This window comes from Photobacterium kasasachensis (genome assembly GCF_050336885.1).
Taxonomy (GTDB): Bacteria; Pseudomonadota; Gammaproteobacteria; order Enterobacterales; family Vibrionaceae; genus Photobacterium; species Photobacterium kasasachensis.
The window spans coordinates 131,566-149,574 of record NZ_JAKJSH010000012.1 but is presented as its reverse complement, the minus strand read 5'-3'; the positions used below and the strand labels follow the sequence as shown (position 1 = coordinate 149,574).

The following is an 18,009-nucleotide window of genomic DNA, read 5'->3' as shown; positions in this document are numbered from 1 at the left end:
GCTACACTCAGTAGAATGTGAACGCAAGCGATTACACAATGAAACGCCCCGTAAGGCAAGAGAACAAAGCCGCTCGTGAATGAAGCGGCTTTTTGGCGTTTTAGACGCTGTACCAAACAGACTAATTATCTAATGCAGTCAGATAATTACTCTGTTTGGTACTATTGATTACAAGTGATTATGAAACGGTCGGTTCTGACCTCTGATCTTAAATTATTAGAAGAATAAATATGGCAACGATTAAAGATGTTGCACGTATGGCTGGTGTATCAACGACAACAGTATCTCACGTGATCAACAAAACACGCTTTGTTGCGGAAGCAACACAGAAAAAAGTATTAGCGGCTGTAGATGAATTAAATTACGCACCAAGTGCTGTTGCACGAAGCCTCAAGTGCAATACTACCCGTACTATCGGTATGCTGGTTACCAAATCGACTAACCCTTTCTTTGCCGAGGTTGTACATGGTGTGGAAGAGTATTGCTATGGTGAAGGCTATACGCTGATCTTATGTAATACCGAAGGCAACCTTGAAAAACAACGCGATTACCTGCGCATGCTGGCAGAAAAGCGTGTTGATGGCCTGCTGGTCATGTGCTCTGATCTTGACGAAAAACTCCTCGAACTACTTGAGCGCAAGAAAGATCTGCCTATGGTGATCATGGATTGGGGTCCGGAAAGCCCGCACACAGACAAAATCCAGGACAACGCCGAGCTCGGTGGTTATGTTGCGACAAAATACTTCATTGAACACGGTCATACCCACATTGGCTGCTTGTCTGGCCACCCGGATAAATCAACATGTCGTGAGCGTCTGAAGGGCTTCTATAAAGCAATGGACGAAGCCAAGCTTGATGTCAATGAAAACTGGCTACTTGAAGGTGACTTCGAGTGTGAATCTGCTGTTATTGCCGCTAACAAATTCATTGCCATGGAAGATCGCCCAACAGCGATTTTCTGCTTCAATGATATTATGGCAATGGCGCTGATCAGTACCTTTGAGCAGGCGGGTATACGGGTTCCTGATGATATCTCTATCATCGGTTACGACAACATCGATCTGGCTCCTTATTTCTCGCCACCTCTTACCACAATCCACCAGCCTAAGCGTCGATTGGGTAAAACAGCGATTGAAATCCTGATGGAACGCGTTAAAGATAAAGAGCACGAACGACGTATCTTTGAGATGGCACCGGAGCTTGTTGTACGCAAATCAGTAAAAGACCTGAACGCGTAAATGGCATCTCCCGCCCCTTCAAAAAAACCGATATCTGATATCGGTTTTTTTTTGTCATTAACTCTTTTTTTGCTGTAAATATTTTAAGGCATTTATGCTGCTCTCATCCCATAACCGGGATCTATTACTTGAAGCAAGATCACACTTTTCAGAATGGGAGCAAGTTCAAAAATATTATCTGAGATATTCTTAAAAAGTCACGAACAAGGCAAACCATCCGAAAGGATGGGACGCAAAGCTTCCGGCCTAAAAGTGGTTAGTTTATCAATAACTAAGTTGCTTATGGTAGCGGGGTTGCCGATGGATCTAGCAATAAGTGATGTCATGAATCCTGACATTTTCCTGACATAACTTTTTTGTGAAATTTGCTAATCTGAAATCCTCGCTCTGTTGTTAGGTGACTCAAGATATTTTTCACCGAGAAGAAGCATGGACAAACCAGTACTTAAAGAATCACTACGATTATTCAATTGTTTCGAGAATGTAAAATCTCGCTCGATGTTTGGCGGTTTTGGTATATTCGCGGGTGAAACCATGTTTGCACTTGTGGTAAACGATAAGTTGCACCTCCGAGCTAATGCCGACAATGAAGAAGAATTTAAGCAGGCAGGTTTAACTCCTTACGTTTATAAAAAACGCGGGTTCCCTGTTGTGACCAAGCATTACGCTATTCCGCAGGAATGGTGGGATGAACCTGGAAAAATTCTTTGCCAAGCAAAGCGTTCCTTTACTGCCGCTAAACAGGATAAAGAAACCAAAAGCAAATCAGGTCCTAGTCGTATAAAAGATTTACCGAACCTACGTTTAGCTAACGAACGTATGCTGAAAAAGGCCGGTATTACGACAGTTGAAGAGCTCTTTGAAGCCGGTGCGCTCAATGCCTATAAAGCATTGCAGCAAACCCATCAAGAGTCGGTAAATATCGAGTTGCTATGGGCCCTTGAGGGTGCAGTTAGCGGCCAGCATTGGTCGGTAATTACTAAGCAGCGTCGTTCAGAACTTCTTTCTGAATTACCGTAAACAACCTAATAGATATTTATAAAAAGAGGTGCTAAGCACCTCTTTTTTTATTTGCTATTTTCAGCATATCCAACTAATAGAAATAAAAATATACGCATAGCCACTTATGCATAATTATTTTATTACCACTTTTTTGCTCCCCCTAATGACAATTTTTTGTCATATAACGTCAAATATTGATACCTCTCACAAAGCTGTTCATAAAAGCATCAATATCCTTTTCATCAATATTGTCATTAGTAGAATTGGGCTGTCATTCTAGCAGGAGGTTGTCATGCACTGTTCCAAGCCTTTTCCTGGACAAGCAGACCAGATGTTCAAAGACAAGTTTTGCAAGTGGCCCAAGCTTATGCGTGCCTTGGTGATCATTAGCTTATTTCCACCCGCTGCTGCCTTGTTTATGGTTACCCGACAACTGGCACCAATAGACGCACTTGATGACACCCTGTCGCTGACGATTGGCTTTAATGTCATATTGCTGCTTTGGGGCATATTGCTGAAAATACGCTCCAGAAAATACTGGTATCGCAACTACCATATCGGCAAAACAATGGCCTTGGCTGTCATGCCGCTTATCGCATCCGGCTATATATTGTTACAACAGCCTGAAGTGCCGAGTATGGCCAAACAACAAAAGAGCCAAACCGTTTACATTTCACTCAACTAATCGAAATTAAAGATTTTTTCCTAGTTTTTTGAAATTAATTTGCCCTTTATTCGGTCTCTGTCTCATACCAATCTCGTATTTTGTTTGATCATTGCATCTACCAGATTGATATACTCGTTGTAGCATAAAGTTATAACCAGACAGGCATTATTAAGGGGCTCATGTGCGTATTCCAGCCAAACAACACTATTCTTTACTTATCAAGCCATTGCTTTGGCTACAGAAACGCCACTACGGTAATGTACTAAACCCCGCTCTGCTTTGGGGACGCCGCCCTACTCTATTCTGGCTTGTGGCTGGCTTTTTTGGCTACCTGGACCGAAAATCATCACCTGTTACGCCAGTTACGCGTTCTTTGGTCTGCGTGCGTGTATCGCAACTCAATGACTGCGAATTTTGCGTTGATGCCAATGGCATGAAGCTAGCCGAACGTTGCGACTCTGTCGAAAAAATCAAAGCACTCGCCAACTGGCAGGTTAGTGATCTTTTCGAACCACAGGAGCGTGCCGTGCTCGCCTATGTTGAAGCCATTACCATCACAGGCCAACGTGTCGATGAAGAAATGATCGCACAACTGAAACAATGGTATGACGATGATGCCATTGTCGAACTCACCGCCTTGATTTCATTCCAGAACCTGTCTGCAAAATTTAACACGGCCCTTGATGTACCGAAACAAGGATTCTGTTCGCTACCGATTCAGCCAAACGAGATCCAACAACCGGCAGAACAGCCAATTGCCTCTCCTTCGGACGACGATAAAAGGTAAAGTCATGGATAGAAAAAAACTACTGTTACTGGCAGCATTAGCCAGCCTTATTGGCCTATGGTTTGCCCTCGATCTGGGACAATACTTTACGCTTGAACAAGCGAAGGCCCAGCAAATTGCACTGCAAGACACCATTGCCCAGCAGCCGCTACTATCAAGCGCGGTCTATTTTGTCCTGTACGTTATTGTTACAGCCCTGTCGCTACCTGGGGCAGCTATTATGACGCTGCTCGGCGCGGCTCTATTTGGATTCTGGTGGAGCCTGCTGCTGGTTTCCTTTGCCAGTACGATAGGCGCAACACTGGCTTTCCTTTTCAGCCGCTTCATTTTACGCGACTGGGTTCAGAGCAAGTTTGGTCACCGCCTGGCGCCAATTAACGCCGGGATTGCCAAAGACGGTCCTATTTACCTCTTTACTCTGCGCCTGATCCCCGTGTTCCCGTTTTTCGTGGTCAACCTGCTAATGGGCCTAACCCCGATCAGCACCCGTATGTTCTATCTCGTCAGTCAGGTCGGGATGCTGGCAGGTACCATGGTTTACATCAATGCAGGTACCCAGCTTGGTGAAATCGACTCGCTCAGCGGCATCATTTCAGCACCAGTACTTATTTCGCTGGCGCTGCTCGGGATCTTCCCATTAGTGGCCAAATTCGTTATCAACCTGATCAACCAGCGCCGTGTCTATGCCAACTGGCAACGTCCTTCGAAATTCGATCAAAATATGGTCGTTATCGGTGCGGGTGCTGGCGGGTTGGTCAGCTCCTATATTGCAGCGGCGGTAAAGGCCAAAGTGACACTTATCGAACGACATAAGATGGGAGGCGATTGCCTGAATACCGGCTGTGTGCCTTCTAAAGCGATCATCCGTGCCGCCCATACCATGGCCGAAATCTCCCGAGCTAACGAGTTCGGTATTTCGACCGCTAAACCCGAAGTCGACTTCGAAAAAGTGATGGCACGGGTACATAACGTTATTGCCAAAATTGAGCCCCATGATTCGGTAGAGCGCTACTCCAAGCTCGGCGTCAACTGCATTGAAGGCGATGCCAGGATCCTGTCACCGTGGGAAGTGGAAGTTAACGGTGAACGTATTACGACAAGGAATATTGTTATCGCTACCGGCGCACGCCCACTGGTGCCGAATATTCCTGGGCTTGATGCAGTCAACTATCTGACCTCTGACTCAATCTGGTCGCTTAAGGCGCAACCGAAGCGCCTGCTGGTACTCGGTGGCGGACCGATTGGCTGTGAGCTTGCGCAGAGCTTCAGCCGTTTGGGCAGTAACGTTACCTTGGTTGAAATGGCTGAACAGCTCTTGATCCGCGAGGACAGCGATGCTGCTGAGCTTGTCAGGCTGAGCCTGCATAACGACGGCGTAGATATCAAGCTGGGCCACCGGGCCATGCGTTTTGAATCTGTTACCGGAGAAGACGGAAGCCTAGTTCAGCGGGCATACCTTGATTTCAACAATGAAAAGCAAGTTGTTGTCGAGTTCGATGCCGTCATGCTGGCACTCGGCCGTATCGCCAATGTTCAGGGGTTCGGGCTTGAAGAACTCGGCATTACCACAACGGAGCGTGGTACTGTACAGGTAAACGAGTACTTACAAACTGAATACCCGAACATCTATGCTGTCGGTGATGTTGCCGGTCCGTTCCAGCTCACCCATGCTGCAGCGCACCAGGCATGGTATGCCGCAGTCAACGGGCTGTTCGGCCAGTTCAAAAAATTCAAGGCGGACTACTCTGTCTTGCCGGCGGCCACCTACACCTCTCCGGAAGTTGCCCGAGTAGGAATAAACGAAAAAGAGGCTGAAGCCCAAGGTATTGATTATGAAGTCGTTACTTATGGGATAGACGATCTTGACCGTGCCATCACAGATGGGGAAGATCATGGCTTTATTAAAGTGATTACGCCGAAAGGAAAGGATAAAATCCTTGGCGCGACCGTTGTTGGAAATAATGCTGGCGAGCTACTGGCCGAATTTACACTTGCGATGCGTCACGGGCTAGGGCTGAACAAAATACTGGGAACCGTACACCCCTACCCAACCATGAGCGAAGCGGTCAAATATACTGCTGGCGTCTGGAAACAAGCCAACGCGCCTAAAGGTCTGCTTGCATGGGTCGAAAAATACCACGGCTGGATGCGCAAGGAGAGCAGCGAAAAACAGCCAGATTCCGAACCAGCCAATTCTGTATTAAAAGAAGAAAGGGATAGTTAAACATATGAAGAAATTACTGTTGGGTGCAGCCATTTCGCTTGCTACCAGCCTGACACCGGCCCAAGCCTCTACCGAGGCTGCTGGTGACACATGGCAGCAAACTGTTGCAAAAGCCCAGGGACAAACAGTTTATTTTAATGCCTGGGGAGGCAGCCAGGAAATCAACGACTATCTGCGCTGGGCCGGGCGTCAGCTTCAGGCTCAATACGGGGTGACGCTAAAGCATGTCAAAGTGGCCGACATCGCCGAGACAACCCAGCGGCTATTGGCAGAAAAAACCGCCGGCAAAAACAGCGGCGGCAGTGTCGATATGGTTTGGATCAATGGTGAAAACTTCCGCTCAATGAAGCAAAGCGGCCTTCTGTACGGTCCGTTTACCAAGCAGTTGCCGAACTGGGAATACGTCGATAAGTCTCTGCCGATCGACGAAGATTTCACCGAGCCAACCAACGGCCTTGAGGCGCCTTGGGGCGTCGGTCAGCTCGTCTTCATTCATGACAAGCAAACACTGAACAATCCACCCCAAAACTTCAGCGAGTTACTGAGCCTGGCGAAGGCCTTTCCCGGTAAGGTCAGTTACCCGCAACCGCCGGAGTTTCACGGCAGTAGCTTCCTAAAGGCAGCCCTTATTGAACTGACTGACAACAGAGAGGCTCTATACCAGCCACTTGACAGCAAGAAGGATAAAGCCAAGTTTGATCAGGTTACTGCCCCGCTGTGGCAATATCTGGATCAGCTTCATCCGGTATCATGGCAGCAAGGAAAACGCTTCCCGTCCGGTACCAGCGAAACCATCCAGTTACTGGATGACAAGCAGCTGTTACTGGCAATTACCTTTAACCCTAATGCTGCACGTGCAGCCATTGAGCATGGTAACCTGGTCGAGACCGCCCAGACCTATGCTTTCAACCAAGGCGCATTGTCAAATATTCACTTTTTGGCCGTTCCCTGGAATGCCTCGGCTAAAGAAGGGGCGCTGGTCGCGATTAACTTTCTAATGAGTCCGGAAGCGCAGGCTCGCAAGGCTGACTCCTCGATTTGGGGCGATCCGTCTGTTCTGAAGCACAGTGCACTCGCCGAAGGAGGCGCACAAGGCTTCTCACTGTTTAAATCTATACCAGAGCCTCACCCGAGCTGGCTGACTGCGCTGGAACTCGAGTGGCAAAAACGCTACGGTAGCTAAAACTGTATGGGTATTGGCCTTAAACAACGGAGCCAATACCCATTCATTAGGTTGTTTATGATTCGTTTGCTATACCTTTTCACCCTTGCTCTCTGCGCGCTGCCATTTGTACCCGGGGTACTAGGTATTTTAATTCCCGCCTTTTCCTGGCTTCCGCCTTTAGGGCTAACCACCCCTAATCTGTCTGCTTTTGATGCAGTTATCCAATGGCCGGCTCTAACACAGTCCCTTTGGCTAACACTGTTTACAGGCCTTGGCAGTACAGGACTGGCGGTTCTGTTTTGCTTTCTGATCCTTCGCCAATACTGGAATAGCCCTCACTGGCAACGGGTGGAACATTCTCTATCTCCCATGCTGGCGATGCCTCATGTGGCCTTTGCCATCGGTTTTGCATTTACTTTTGCCCCTGCAGGCTGGTTCTTCCGTTTGCTTGAGGCCATGGGCCTGGATACCAACGGCTGGTTTAGCTTAATCAAAGACGAGTATGGCATTGGCCTCCTGCTGGCCCTTGCCATCAAGGAAACCCCGTTCCTTTTATTGATGAGCATTTCTGTTCTTCAGCAAATTAAAGTCAACCGCCTGACCGCTGTTGCGTCCGGATTGGGATATAGCCATAAGGAAAGCTGGCTAAAGGTTATTTTGCCCCAGTGGCTGCCGGGCATGCGACTACCGATTTTTGCGGTCGCTGCGTACGGTATTTCGGTTGTCGATGTGGCACTTATTTTAGGGCCAGCCAGACCGCCTACCTTCTCGGTACTGGTGTGGCAGTGGTTCAATGAACCTGAATTGACATTGCTTCCGCGAGCCGCAGTAGGCGCTATGGTATTATTGGGCCTGGCTCTGCTAGCTCTCGGGTTAATCCGTCTACTAGAGTGGCTAATGCTGCAGCACTGCCGCCAATGGCAAATCGACGGCCCTCGCCACTTAAGCTCAGAGGCTCACCGCCGCTTACACCTGCCCCGTGCTAAGCTGCGCTTTCCAAGCTATGCGCCGTTTGTTCTGATACCTATCCTGGTGATTCCGGTATTAGTACTCTGGTCTTTTGCCCATCGCTGGCGGTTTCCTGACTTATTGCCAAGCCGGTATAGTCTTCGCTTCTGGCAGCAGGAGTCTCTGTCACTAGTCGAGCTTGCTGCCAACAGTCTCAGTCTGGCGCTGGTGAGTAGCCTTTGTGCCCTGGTTTTGGCCATTGCCTGTCTCGAGTATCGTCAACAGTTCCAACGGGGAATACCGAGCTGGCTTATTGCGCTGCCAATGGTACTTCCTCAGTTGTCACTGCTGTTTGGTATTCAAATCACCACCTATTTTATTCCCGGTCAGTGGTATTGGCTGTGGGTAGCATGGAGCCATCTGTTTTTCGTATTCCCATACTTGTATCTGGCATTAGATGGCCCATGGCGTAATTACGATATTCGCCTAGATCAATCGGCCCGAAGCTTGGGCCTAAACAGCTGGCAAACCTGGTGGCGTGTAAAGCGCCCGCTGTTACTGCCGGCGATTTGGCTAGGCCTGGCTGTCGGGGTGAGTGTCAGTCTTGCCCAATACCTGCCGACCCAGATGCTCGGTGCCGGCCGTATCTCTACCCTCACCACTGAAGCGGTAGCACTTGCCAGTGGGCAGGATCGCCGCGTCAGTGCAATATATGGCCTACTGCAGGGAGTATTACCTTTCCTATTCTTTACCATGGCTATCGCGGCAAGTCGCTACTCTGCCCGCTATACCCGACGAACTCAGCAACAACGGAGAGAACGCCCAGATGACATTATCTGTGGAAAACCTCACTATAAGTAATAATGAGCAACACTTGTTTCAGCCGATAAACTTTTCTGTTGAACCGGGCAATATTCTCACCCTGATGGGACCCAGTGGCTGTGGCAAGTCAACCTTGCTCAGTGCCATTGCCGGCCACCTGAGCCCGGAATTCTTGCTCGATGGAAAGATTACCCTTGACGAGCAAAGTATGGCCGAAATGGCCCCCGATCAGCGACGTATAGGTATCTTGTTCCAGGATGATCTCTTATTTCCACATTTAAACATCTGGGAAAACCTGGCCTTCGGCCTACCCAAAACAATCCGGGGAAATGAGCGCAAGATAAGAGCGTTGGAAACGCTACAACAAATTGGCCTGCCTGAACTGGCCAATAAGATGCCGACGGAGATATCAGGCGGACAGCGGGCCCGTGTTAGCTTAATGCGTATGTTATTATCCAAGCCACATGCAGTGTTGCTTGATGAGCCGTTTAGCAAGCTAGACAAAGCCCTACGCTGCGAGTTCAGAAGTTTTGTCTTCAACCAGATAAGACAACAACAAATCCCTGCGTTGATGGTCACCCATGACGATGATGATATACCCGAAGGTGGCAGCGTACTGCGCTGGCCATGGACCGACACACCTCAGGACTGAAGAGAAACACTATGTTAGACCGCTATGCCATCAAGGTCATTCGATGGCCACTACAAACCTTTTCTGCCCTGCCGGACAAACTGGGGATCACAGCCAACCAAATCACCATTGCAGGATTTATTCTCGGCTTGATGGCGCTGCCTGCTTTAATGATGCAAGAATACTATTGGGCGCTGGCATTTATCCTGCTCAACCGGATCTTTGACGGGCTCGACGGGGCGGTGGCCCGGCGTCAGGGGATCTCCGATTGCGGCGGTTTTTTGGATATCACCTTTGATTTCCTGTTTTATTCAATGGTGCCGTTCGGATTCGTTCTTGCTAATCCTGAAGCCAATGCCGTTGCCGGGGCATTCTTGATCTTTTCTTTCATCGGAACCGGTTCGAGCTTTCTCGCCTTTGCCATAATGGCCAGCAAACGCAATATCGAAAGCCCGGTTTATAAACAGAAATCGCTTTACTATATCGGCGGGCTGACAGAAGGCACCGAAACCATTGGTTGTTTCGTGCTGTTCTGCCTCCTCCCCCAGCATTTTGCTGTTATTGCCTGGATATTCGGCACGCTCTGCTGGATCACAACCGGAACTCGGATTTGGGCGGGTTACCAAACGCTTAAAGATACGCTTCCCAGATAGTATCAACGCCCTTATCAAATAACATACAGCCCCGTTTCGCCGGGGCTGATTTGTTCCCGTTTAACGATCGATATTACCCACCACGCCACGCTAACGTATGCCCTAAAGGGCAAACTCACCTATCCGTTGTAGATAAAAGCCGAGATTCCACTTGTCTTCGATCTGGATACCGCTACAATCACCGCCTTACTTTGACAAGCGAACCGACACGATGAACCGAAAGAAAAAAATCAACGAAGCGTTAAAAAAAAGAAAGAAGAAGACAAACGCAAAGCTTCACCGCAGCAACAAGCCTCGTTACATCTCCAAGGCAGAGCGAGCCAAAATGGAAGCGGAAGAAGCACAGCAGCAAGATGCAACGGCCGAAACACTAGAAGCCCAGCCTGAGTCAACTGACGGTGAGCAGACTGAGTCAGCAGATAAATAATATTGACTAGCTCGCCGTATCGGCGAGCTAGTCGATGTGTTCAGCGCATCCATTCACGGTGAAGCTGCTCGCTGTCACCCAGGTACTCTAACAACCAGTCAATCGCCGGGTTACGGCTCTCTTTATTCCAGGCCAAGCAACACGGGCTCACAGCAGGCTTTGTTGCCAGTTGCTTTTCAACCAACTCACCGGCCTCAACTCTCGGAAGGGCCATATGTTCGGGTACAACGCCGATACCCAATCCAGCTTTCAGACACTGAATCGCACTGTACCAATTTGGCACCATAAGTCGGCGCTGGTTGTCCATCACCCAGGTAACACGCTTCGGCAGCACCCTTGCCGTATCCTCAATACAGATAGCCGGGTATTTCACTAGCTCTTCAGGCTCTATATCATAGTCAGCGGCAGCCAGCGGGTGTTCGGGGGCAACCACAAACTTCCAATACAGCGTCCCCATATCCCGATAGTCAAACGAACCGCTAACCGGTACTGCTGCCGTTGCGCCAATGACCAGATCCGCCCGACCGTCAGCCAAGGCATCCCATACCCCGTTGAACACTTCCATCGACAGATGCAGCTCAACGTCGGGAAACTCACGGTAGAAATCTCGCACCAGGGTATTTACCCGGCTTTCCCTCACAACGGTATCGAGGGCAACCGACACACTCTGGGACCAACCATTGGCAACACGCTGAGTTTGCGATTTTATCTGTTCCATCCGCTTTAGCAGAGCACGTGCCTCTTCAACAAAGTACTCACCGGCAGGCGTCAGCTGTACTTGTCGGTGCAACCTAACAAATAAATCAACAGCAAGACGCTCTTCTATTAGCCTTACCGTGTAACTGATTGCACTTGGAACCTTATGCAACTCTTCCGCAGCGGCCGAAAAACTACCTCTTCTGGCAACAACATCAATAACTTGCAAATCATTGTATGAAAACATATCAAATCAAAATTTTTGAAAGCAGTGTTTAAATATTACCGTTTCACAGTGAAACAAAGCAAGATTAAACTGGCCGCAAATGTAATACAGATAAAGTCTTCTTTTATGAACAAACAACCTTCAAAAATCACCACATTCTGGTTTGCATGTCTAAGTATGCTGGGTTTCCTTGCAACTGACATGTACCTGCCTGCTTTTGAAACAATGCGGTCAGATTTCAATACATCACAGTCACTTATAGGATTGTCATTAAGTATTTTCTTACTTGGCATGGCCTTAGGGCAACTTATCTACGGACCACTCTCCGATCGTGTCGGCCGTATTAAAGTTCTGATGGGAGGAATGATTTTATTCAGTATCGCATCCGTGCTTTGTGCTTTCGCTCCGAACGTCGAGTTCTTGCTGGTTGCCCGTTTTGCACAGGCGCTAGGTGCTTGTAGTGCAACAGTTATTTGGCAAGCCGTAGTAGTGGATCGCTACGAAGGTAAAGTCTCCGAACGCGTATTTGCAACCATTATGCCTCTTGTAGCATTATCTCCTGCTCTTGCTCCGCTCGCCGGTGCGTTACTTGAACACCAATTTGGCTGGCGCAGCATATTCGTCGCACTAGTCGGTTTTGGGGCAGTTTTGTCTGTTATGACACTAAAAGAACCTGAAAGCGCCAATTTAGAAAAGAAACAGGATAAGATCAGCGTTCAGCTACGTCGCGATTACCAGCAAATTCTTAGCTCAAAAAAATTCATTGGTAACATGATGATTTTTGCAGCCTGTTCTGCGGCTTTCTTTGCCTACCTGACAGGCTCACCGTTTGTCATGTCAGAGATGGGCTACTCAGGCTCTGACATCGGCTTAAGTTATGCACCTCAGACTGTTGCCTTTATTATTGGCGGTTATGGCTGCCGCACATTGCTGAACAAGTTCGACAGCCAGCAGCTTCTTCCTTGGATCCTGAAGCTGTTCATTACCAGCGTTACTGTGATGTTCCTGATTTCGGTCAACACTGAGCCGACAACTATTTGGCCTATCTTAGTCCCATTCTGTCTGCTGGCCGTGGCTAATGGTGCTATCTACCCAATCATTATCAGTAAAGCACTGGAAGACTTTAAGAACTGCAGTGCAACGGCTGCAGGGCTGCTAAACTTCCTGCAAACCATGGTGTGTTTCGCAGCCAGTGGTATCGTATCGGCACTTTCCGCATACGGGTTGCTTACTGTCACCTCGACAATGTTTGCGACTGCATTTGTCGCGCTGACAGGTTATGCGTTGGTTGTACAAGCCCGCAGACAGTCGCTTCAAAACGTGCAAACTGCATAAAACCCCATTTCAAATTAGTTCCCCCTCTCTTGGCCACCTCTGGGTGGCCTTGTTATATCTGGCCTCAGCTCCCTTTCCAACAAGACAAAAGATGACTAAAATCTCACCCCTAGTTAGCCTTTCCTTTTTCCCTTCGCACCATTGTTTAACAAGCTACCCGCAACAGACTGGTTTAATCAGATAAAAACACCAACAATCGAACAATTAATAAACAATCGTATAACACAGAAGATTATTTATACATTTTTCTTGCATAAGATCCCACTTTGGGTAATATAAAAAACCAGTGACAATTAATGCAGTATGTCAGCATGAGTATTCAAGTAACCAATATCAATAAATTCTACGGACCCACGCAGGTTCTTCATGATGTGAACTTCAGTTGTGACAAGGGCGATACCCTGGTATTGCTCGGCCCTAGTGGTGCCGGTAAAAGCTCATTGCTGCGCATCCTGAATCTCCTTGAAACAGCCAGCAGCGGTGAACTACATATTGCCAGCGAGCAATTCAATTTCGGTGCGTCTGTCGCAGAGAAAGAAGGACTGAAACTGCGCCGCAAGGTTGGCATGGTTTTTCAACAATACAATCTGTGGCCTCACCTGACGGTACTGGAAAACTTAATTGAAGCCCCGATCAAAGTAGCAGGAATTAGCAAAGAAGCAGCAGTAACTGATGCGCTGGCAATCCTTTCGACTCTTCAGCTTGAAGACAAGGCTGATGCCTGGCCGTTACAGCTATCAGGAGGTCAGCAACAACGTGTTGCGATCGCTCGTGCCCTGATGATGAAGCCAGATGTATTATTGTTCGATGAACCAACAGCTGCACTGGATCCGGAAATCACCAACCAGGTCGTCAAGATCATCAATCAATTAAGCGAAACCGGTATTACTCAGGTCGTGGTAACACATGAAGTCGATTTTGCCCGAAAGATTGCCAGCCATGTTTTGTACCTTGAACAAGGTCGAATCGTCGAACACGGCAGCAAAGAGGCATTCATCAATCCGACCACACCGGAATTTGCCGAATACCTGACACACTGATTTATCCCTTTATTTTTATTAACAAATTTCCTGCATCATTCTTGCCAACGATGCAGAGCACAGTTACGCACGGAGTATCGCGATGAAAAAAGTTCTACTAGCTTCCCTAATTGGCCTGGTTTCATTTCAATCAGCAGCTCAGGAAGAAATCAAGTTTGCCATGGAAGCCACTTACGCCCCTTTCGAGTATGTTGATGAAAACAACCAGATTCAGGGCTTCGATGTCGATCTGGCTAATGCGCTATGTGAAGAGATCAAGGCAACGTGTTCTTTCCATAACCAGCCGTTTGACAGCCTGATCCCGGCGCTGAAATTCCGTCGTTATGATGCAGCCATTTCCGGTATTGATATCACCGAGCAGCGCTTGCAGCAGGTCAACTTTACTAACGCCTACTACGAGAACTCTGCGGCTTTCGTTGCTATTGAAGGCAAGGTTAGCAGCCAGAAAGCACTAGTTGGTAAACGTGTTGGTGTCCAGAACGGCTCAACCCACCAGAGCTACCTGATGGAACAAATGGACGGTGTAACTGCTGTCCCTTATGCAAGTTATCAAGATGCATTCATCGATATGCAAAACGGCCGTATTGATTCTGTATTTGGTGACACCGCTGTCGTTGCTGAGTGGTTTGAAAAGAACAATAAGCTTGCCTACGTAGGAGAGCAGGTCACCAATGCACAGTATTTCGGTAACGGTTTCGGTATCGCCGTAAACAAGAACAACCAAGAGCTGGTAGATAAACTAAACACCGCGTTGAAAACAGTGAAAGCGAACGGTAAATACCAGGTGATCTTCGACAAGTATTTCGGTAAGTAATATGGCGTTATCAGGTTATGCGCTTACCCTGGCAGAAGCTGGCTGGCTGACATTGCAGCTGGCTTTTGCCAGCTTATTGGTAGGACTTATTTTAGCGGTACTTTTTGCCGGTGGCGAAATGTCCCGCTACCGCTTTATCTCGTGGCCGACAACCGCACTGGTTACTATTCTGCGTGGTCTGCCCGAATTACTGGTTGTGCTATTCATTTTCTTTGGCTCGACGCAAGTTCTATTCATTCTGACGGGTGATTATGTCGAAGTCAGTCCGTTTCTGTCCGGCGTTATTGCCCTGTCGCTGATATTTGCTGCCTATGCCGCGCAAACACTGCGTGGTGCATTAAAAGCGGTTCCTAATGGACAACGTGAAGCCGCCAGTGCCCTGGGGATCAGCAAGTTTCGGGCATTTATCCGGATAGTGCTCCCTCAGGCTATCCGCCATGCTCTGCCGGGGCTAACCAACCAATGGCTGGTTCTCCTCAAAGATACCGCGCTGGTATCACTCATTGGTGTGACAGATCTCCTGAAGCAAGCCCAGTTAACTGCCGCCGCTACCCATGAGAGTTTTACCTGGTACGCCTGTGCAGCGGCCATTTATCTGGTGATCACCCTGATCACTCAAAAAGCAGTAAAGGTAATGGACAAGAAGTTTAGCGCGCAGGGAATGAGCAATGCACAAGGAGCAACGGCATGAACCAACAGCATCTTTGGCAATTAATTGAAGGCCTTATTACCAGCATTGAACTCACCGCCGTTTCTCTGTTTGTCGGCTGTCTGCTAGCACTGTTAATGACATTAACGCTGATCCTGCGTACACCTGTTGTTCATTGGCTCAGCCGCGGTGTGATCACTCTTTTTACCGGCACACCACTGCTTGTACAGATCTTTCTCATCTACTATGGGCCGGGACAATTTGATGCAGTTCGTGAAAGTATCTTCTGGGATTGGCTAAGCCAACCCTGGTTTTGTGCAATGCTTGCACTGGCGTTAAATACAGCAGCATACAGTACTCAGTTATTTAAGGGCGCTTTTAATGCCATTCCACCCGGCCAATGGCATGCCTGCCAGGCATTGGGTATGGGAAGAAAGGCTACCTTAGGTGTGCTCTTGCCTTACGCAATACGACGGGCTATTCCAGCCTATTCAAACGAAGTGATCCTGCTGTTTAAGGGAACATCCTTAGCAAGCACAATCACCATTATGGACGTCATGGGTTATGCCCAGCGTATTAATGCCCAAACCTATGACACCCTTGTGGTATTTAGTGTTGCCGGACTTTTTTACCTGACGGTAAACGGTCTTCTGACCATAGCCTTTCGTCAAGTTGAAAAGAAAGCACTGGCTTTTGAAGCTGCTCGTTAATAGAACTCATCGCTGGAATTTATTATTAAACCAGTCGCAAATGCGGCTGGTTTTCTTTTTATTTGAAAGCAAAACAATTAGGAAATTAAGTTCCAAATGAGATTTATTACTATTTAACTTCATAGCTACCACCCACTTTATCTTGATATGCACATTTACACTTATTCATAGTTGATTCACATCTCCCCTCTCTTTATGGTGATCGGAAATAACCCGTAAATTGCTAATATCATTAACGCATAATCATAAGCTGATAGACCCCGTTTATAATCAGTAAGAATTAACACACAAGCAACACAACCCACACCTCAATAACAATTAATAAACACCACCCAGACTAATTATATTTTATTTACCTATTAACATTTATTAATAAGTAAATATAAAGAATCATAACCAATTTATTCTTATTCATGTTTCCGTTGAGGATCAAAAAACATAACGATTAAATATATTAATAACGCCAAGCTAATTGAATTGCTGCAAATATATTTTATGATCATCCTAAAAATAGAATTGTAAAATTCATYCTTTGTTTTTTGTTAAACAAATAATATACAGGTAGCTCTATGAACAATGGCATAAGCACAGCGAGCCAAGACAAGCGAAAGCTTGAGTGGCGCACTTTCTTTTTAATCACAGTCGTTCTCTTCCCTGTTCTCAGCGTTATGACAGTTGGTGGATATGGCTTCTTCGTATGGATGATGCAGGTCTTCTTCCTGGGTCCTCCTGGTCACGGCGGCTAACCCTTCAAGAAACTAACCAGAATCAACAATAAGAGAACCCGATATGAAATCACTATTAACTAAAACTTGGCAGACATTGTCTCGCCCAAGTATCCATATCAGTCTTGGTGTATTAACCCTCGGTGGCTTTTTAGCCGGTATCATTTTTTGGGGTGGATTTAATACAGCACTTGAAGCAACAAATACCGAAGAGTTTTGTATTAGCTGCCACACAATGGAAAACAATGTTTACCAGGAACTTCAGGAAACCGTTCACTGGAAAAACAATTCTGGTGTTCGTGCAACCTGCCCAGACTGCCACGTTCCACATGACTGGACAGCAAAAATCGCCCGTAAAATGCAGGCTAGTAAAGAAGTGTTCGCCCAACTTTTTGGTGATCTAGACACCCGTGAAAAATTCGAAGAACGCCGAATTACCCTAGCCCAGCATGAATGGGATCGATTCTCTGCCAACAAGTCACTTGAATGTAAAAACTGTCACAACTACGACAGCATGAATTTTGAAACCATGCGTCCAACTGCCCGTATCCAGATGAAGCAGGCGGCAGAGCGTGACCAGAGCTGTATCGACTGCCACAAAGGTATCGCGCACAACCTTCCGAAGAACATGGACAGCTCTGGCGGCATGATCTCTCAGCTTGAGCAGCTTGCGTCAAACACCAAGTTCAACACTGGCGAAGAATACATCAGTGTTCGTCACCTACCGCTTTACGAAGAAAAAAGTCTGGCAACAGAAGCTGGCCTGCTAAACCCGGCGTCATCTGTCAAAGTTATCGACCAGTCTAACGATGCAATCCAGGTTGAAGTATCTGGCTGGCGTAAAGATAAAGGCTTTGGCCGTGTTATCCAGGAAGACTTCGGTATGAACATCGCCGTTGCCTCGCTGCTTAAAGAATCGGCCACCAACGATCAGATCGTCGAGAAGTTCGAGCGTAAAGAAGACGACCTAACCGGTCTGCCTTGGCAGCGTGTCACCGCCAAGCTGTGGATGAAGAAAGAAGCATTGCTGGATGATGTACAACCAATCTGGGATCAGGCGAAACAGTCATACCAAACGAACTGTTCTGTATGTCATACCCAACCTGATGAGGCACACTTTGATGCCAACACCTGGCCTGGCATGTTCAACGGCATGATGGCATTCGTTAACTTCGATACCGATAGCAAGGCGCTGGTACTGAAGTATCTACAAAAACATTCATCAGATTTTTCTGACGGCCACCACTAAG

18 protein-coding genes and 1 riboswitch are annotated in these 18,009 nt (G+C 47.5%); of the genes, 17 read left to right on the top strand and 1 reads right to left on the bottom strand.

What is annotated here, in order from left to right; all coding sequences use genetic code 11:
• The first annotated feature begins 230 nt into the window (after positions 1 to 230).
• The 10 genes from purR (at position 231) to L4D19_RS17585 (ending at position 10,564) form a co-directional block, all read left to right on the top strand.
• Positions 231 to 1,238, top strand: a complete 1,008-nt coding sequence (gene purR / locus L4D19_RS17630; RefSeq protein ID WP_428453552.1) for an HTH-type transcriptional repressor PurR — start codon at positions 231 to 233, stop codon at positions 1,236 to 1,238.
• Between the two features lie 197 nt (positions 1,239 to 1,435).
• A riboswitch (cyclic di-GMP riboswitch) is annotated at positions 1,436 to 1,540 on the top strand.
• Between the two features lie 127 nt (positions 1,541 to 1,667).
• Positions 1,668 to 2,258 carry a TfoX/Sxy family DNA transformation protein gene (locus L4D19_RS17625; RefSeq protein WP_075767814.1) on the top strand — a complete coding sequence of 197 codons (591 nt, stop codon included), beginning with the start codon at positions 1,668 to 1,670 and terminating at the stop codon, positions 2,256 to 2,258.
• A gap of 274 nt (positions 2,259 to 2,532) precedes the next feature.
• Positions 2,533 to 2,925, top strand: a complete 393-nt coding sequence (locus L4D19_RS17620) for a hypothetical protein (protein WP_245823891.1) — start codon at positions 2,533 to 2,535, stop codon at positions 2,923 to 2,925.
• Positions 2,926 to 3,088: 163 nt separating this feature from the next.
• Positions 3,089 to 3,694 (top strand): carboxymuconolactone decarboxylase family protein, encoded by a 606-nt coding sequence (locus L4D19_RS17615; RefSeq protein ID WP_160648437.1) that lies wholly within the window; start codon positions 3,089 to 3,091, stop codon positions 3,692 to 3,694.
• A gap of 4 nt (positions 3,695 to 3,698) precedes the next feature.
• Positions 3,699 to 5,918: a dihydrolipoyl dehydrogenase family protein gene (locus L4D19_RS17610; protein ID WP_428453551.1), complete on the top strand. Its 2,220-nt coding sequence runs from the start codon at positions 3,699 to 3,701 to the stop codon at positions 5,916 to 5,918.
• A gap of 4 nt (positions 5,919 to 5,922) precedes the next feature.
• The gene (locus L4D19_RS17605; protein WP_428453550.1) at positions 5,923 to 7,101 is read left to right on the top strand and encodes an ABC transporter substrate-binding protein; all 1,179 of its coding nucleotides are present in this window, start codon (positions 5,923 to 5,925) and stop codon (positions 7,099 to 7,101) included.
• A 57-nt stretch (positions 7,102 to 7,158) separates the two neighbouring features.
• Entirely contained in the window at positions 7,159 to 8,892 is a 1,734-nt protein-coding gene (locus L4D19_RS17600; protein WP_428453549.1) for an ABC transporter permease, read from the top strand.
• The gene (locus tag L4D19_RS17595) at positions 8,858 to 9,505 is read left to right on the top strand and encodes an ATP-binding cassette domain-containing protein (protein WP_428453548.1); all 648 of its coding nucleotides are present in this window, start codon (positions 8,858 to 8,860) and stop codon (positions 9,503 to 9,505) included. The genes L4D19_RS17600 and L4D19_RS17595 overlap by 35 nt, the downstream gene beginning before the upstream one ends.
• A gap of 11 nt (positions 9,506 to 9,516) precedes the next feature.
• Complete coding sequence (locus tag L4D19_RS17590) at positions 9,517 to 10,137, top strand: CDP-alcohol phosphatidyltransferase family protein (protein WP_428453547.1); 621 nt, start codon at positions 9,517 to 9,519, stop codon at positions 10,135 to 10,137.
• Positions 10,138 to 10,348: 211 nt separating this feature from the next.
• Entirely contained in the window at positions 10,349 to 10,564 is a 216-nt protein-coding gene (locus tag L4D19_RS17585) for a DUF2986 domain-containing protein (protein WP_428453546.1), read from the top strand.
• Between the two features lie 40 nt (positions 10,565 to 10,604).
• On the opposite strand, the gene punR is transcribed toward L4D19_RS17585, so the two are convergent.
• On the bottom strand, positions 10,605 to 11,507 hold the full coding sequence (gene punR, locus L4D19_RS17580; RefSeq protein ID WP_160648430.1) for a DNA-binding transcriptional activator PunR: 903 nt from the start codon (positions 11,505 to 11,507) through the stop codon (positions 10,605 to 10,607).
• Positions 11,508 to 11,612: 105 nt separating this feature from the next.
• On the opposite strand from punR, the gene punC reads away from it, so the two are divergent.
• The 7 genes from punC (at position 11,613) to torC (ending at position 18,008) form a co-directional block, all read left to right on the top strand.
• On the top strand, positions 11,613 to 12,821 hold the full coding sequence (punC, locus tag L4D19_RS17575) for a purine nucleoside transporter PunC (protein WP_428453545.1): 1,209 nt from the start codon (positions 11,613 to 11,615) through the stop codon (positions 12,819 to 12,821).
• A 311-nt stretch (positions 12,822 to 13,132) separates the two neighbouring features.
• A complete protein-coding gene (gene artP, locus L4D19_RS17570; RefSeq protein ID WP_160648428.1) occupies positions 13,133 to 13,861 on the top strand; it encodes an arginine ABC transporter ATP-binding protein ArtP in 729 nt (242 codons plus the stop codon).
• Between the two features lie 82 nt (positions 13,862 to 13,943).
• A complete protein-coding gene (locus L4D19_RS17565; protein WP_428453544.1) occupies positions 13,944 to 14,675 on the top strand; it encodes an arginine ABC transporter substrate-binding protein in 732 nt (243 codons plus the stop codon).
• 1 nt (position 14,676) lies between these two features.
• Positions 14,677 to 15,366: an arginine ABC transporter permease ArtQ gene (artQ, locus tag L4D19_RS17560; protein WP_428453543.1), complete on the top strand. Its 690-nt coding sequence runs from the start codon at positions 14,677 to 14,679 to the stop codon at positions 15,364 to 15,366.
• Positions 15,363 to 16,034, top strand: a complete 672-nt coding sequence (gene artM / locus L4D19_RS17555) for an arginine ABC transporter permease ArtM (protein ID WP_428453542.1) — start codon at positions 15,363 to 15,365, stop codon at positions 16,032 to 16,034. The genes artQ and artM overlap by 4 nt, the downstream gene beginning before the upstream one ends.
• 569 nt (positions 16,035 to 16,603) lie before the next feature.
• Positions 16,604 to 16,780 (top strand): trimethylamine N-oxide reductase system protein TorE, encoded by a 177-nt coding sequence (gene torE, locus L4D19_RS17550; protein WP_160648424.1) that lies wholly within the window; start codon positions 16,604 to 16,606, stop codon positions 16,778 to 16,780.
• A gap of 43 nt (positions 16,781 to 16,823) precedes the next feature.
• Entirely contained in the window at positions 16,824 to 18,008 is a 1,185-nt protein-coding gene (torC, locus tag L4D19_RS17545) for a pentaheme c-type cytochrome TorC (RefSeq protein ID WP_428453541.1), read from the top strand.
• The last annotated feature ends 1 nt before the right edge of the window (position 18,009 follow it).

What these genes read in the sequence shown, in the direction of transcription:
- L4D19_RS17565 (WP_428453544.1), top strand. Translation starts at nt 13,944, where the DNA reads ATGAAAAAAGTTCTACTAGCTTCCCTAATTGGCCTGGTTTCATTTCAA.
- artQ (WP_428453543.1), top strand. Translation starts at nt 14,677, where the DNA reads ATGGCGTTATCAGGTTATGCGCTTACCCTGGCAGAAGCTGGCTGGCTG.
- L4D19_RS17605 (WP_428453550.1), top strand. Translation starts at nt 5,923, where the DNA reads ATGAAGAAATTACTGTTGGGTGCAGCCATTTCGCTTGCTACCAGCCTG.
- L4D19_RS17610 (WP_428453551.1), top strand. Translation starts at nt 3,699, where the DNA reads ATGGATAGAAAAAAACTACTGTTACTGGCAGCATTAGCCAGCCTTATT.
- purR (WP_428453552.1), top strand. Translation starts at nt 231, where the DNA reads ATGGCAACGATTAAAGATGTTGCACGTATGGCTGGTGTATCAACGACA.
- L4D19_RS17595 (WP_428453548.1), top strand. Translation starts at nt 8,858, where the DNA reads ATGACATTATCTGTGGAAAACCTCACTATAAGTAATAATGAGCAACAC.
- punC (WP_428453545.1), top strand. Translation starts at nt 11,613, where the DNA reads ATGAACAAACAACCTTCAAAAATCACCACATTCTGGTTTGCATGTCTA.
- torE (WP_160648424.1), top strand. Translation starts at nt 16,604, where the DNA reads ATGAACAATGGCATAAGCACAGCGAGCCAAGACAAGCGAAAGCTTGAG.
- L4D19_RS17625 (WP_075767814.1), top strand. Translation starts at nt 1,668, where the DNA reads ATGGACAAACCAGTACTTAAAGAATCACTACGATTATTCAATTGTTTC.
- torC (WP_428453541.1), top strand. Translation starts at nt 16,824, where the DNA reads ATGAAATCACTATTAACTAAAACTTGGCAGACATTGTCTCGCCCAAGT.
- L4D19_RS17600 (WP_428453549.1), top strand. Translation starts at nt 7,159, where the DNA reads ATGATTCGTTTGCTATACCTTTTCACCCTTGCTCTCTGCGCGCTGCCA.
- L4D19_RS17620 (WP_245823891.1), top strand. Translation starts at nt 2,533, where the DNA reads ATGCACTGTTCCAAGCCTTTTCCTGGACAAGCAGACCAGATGTTCAAA.
- artP (WP_160648428.1), top strand. Translation starts at nt 13,133, where the DNA reads ATGAGTATTCAAGTAACCAATATCAATAAATTCTACGGACCCACGCAG.
- artM (WP_428453542.1), top strand. Translation starts at nt 15,363, where the DNA reads ATGAACCAACAGCATCTTTGGCAATTAATTGAAGGCCTTATTACCAGC.
- punR (WP_160648430.1), bottom strand. Translation starts at nt 11,507, where the DNA reads ATGTTTTCATACAATGATTTGCAAGTTATTGATGTTGTTGCCAGAAGA.
- L4D19_RS17585 (WP_428453546.1), top strand. Translation starts at nt 10,349, where the DNA reads ATGAACCGAAAGAAAAAAATCAACGAAGCGTTAAAAAAAAGAAAGAAG.
- L4D19_RS17590 (WP_428453547.1), top strand. Translation starts at nt 9,517, where the DNA reads ATGTTAGACCGCTATGCCATCAAGGTCATTCGATGGCCACTACAAACC.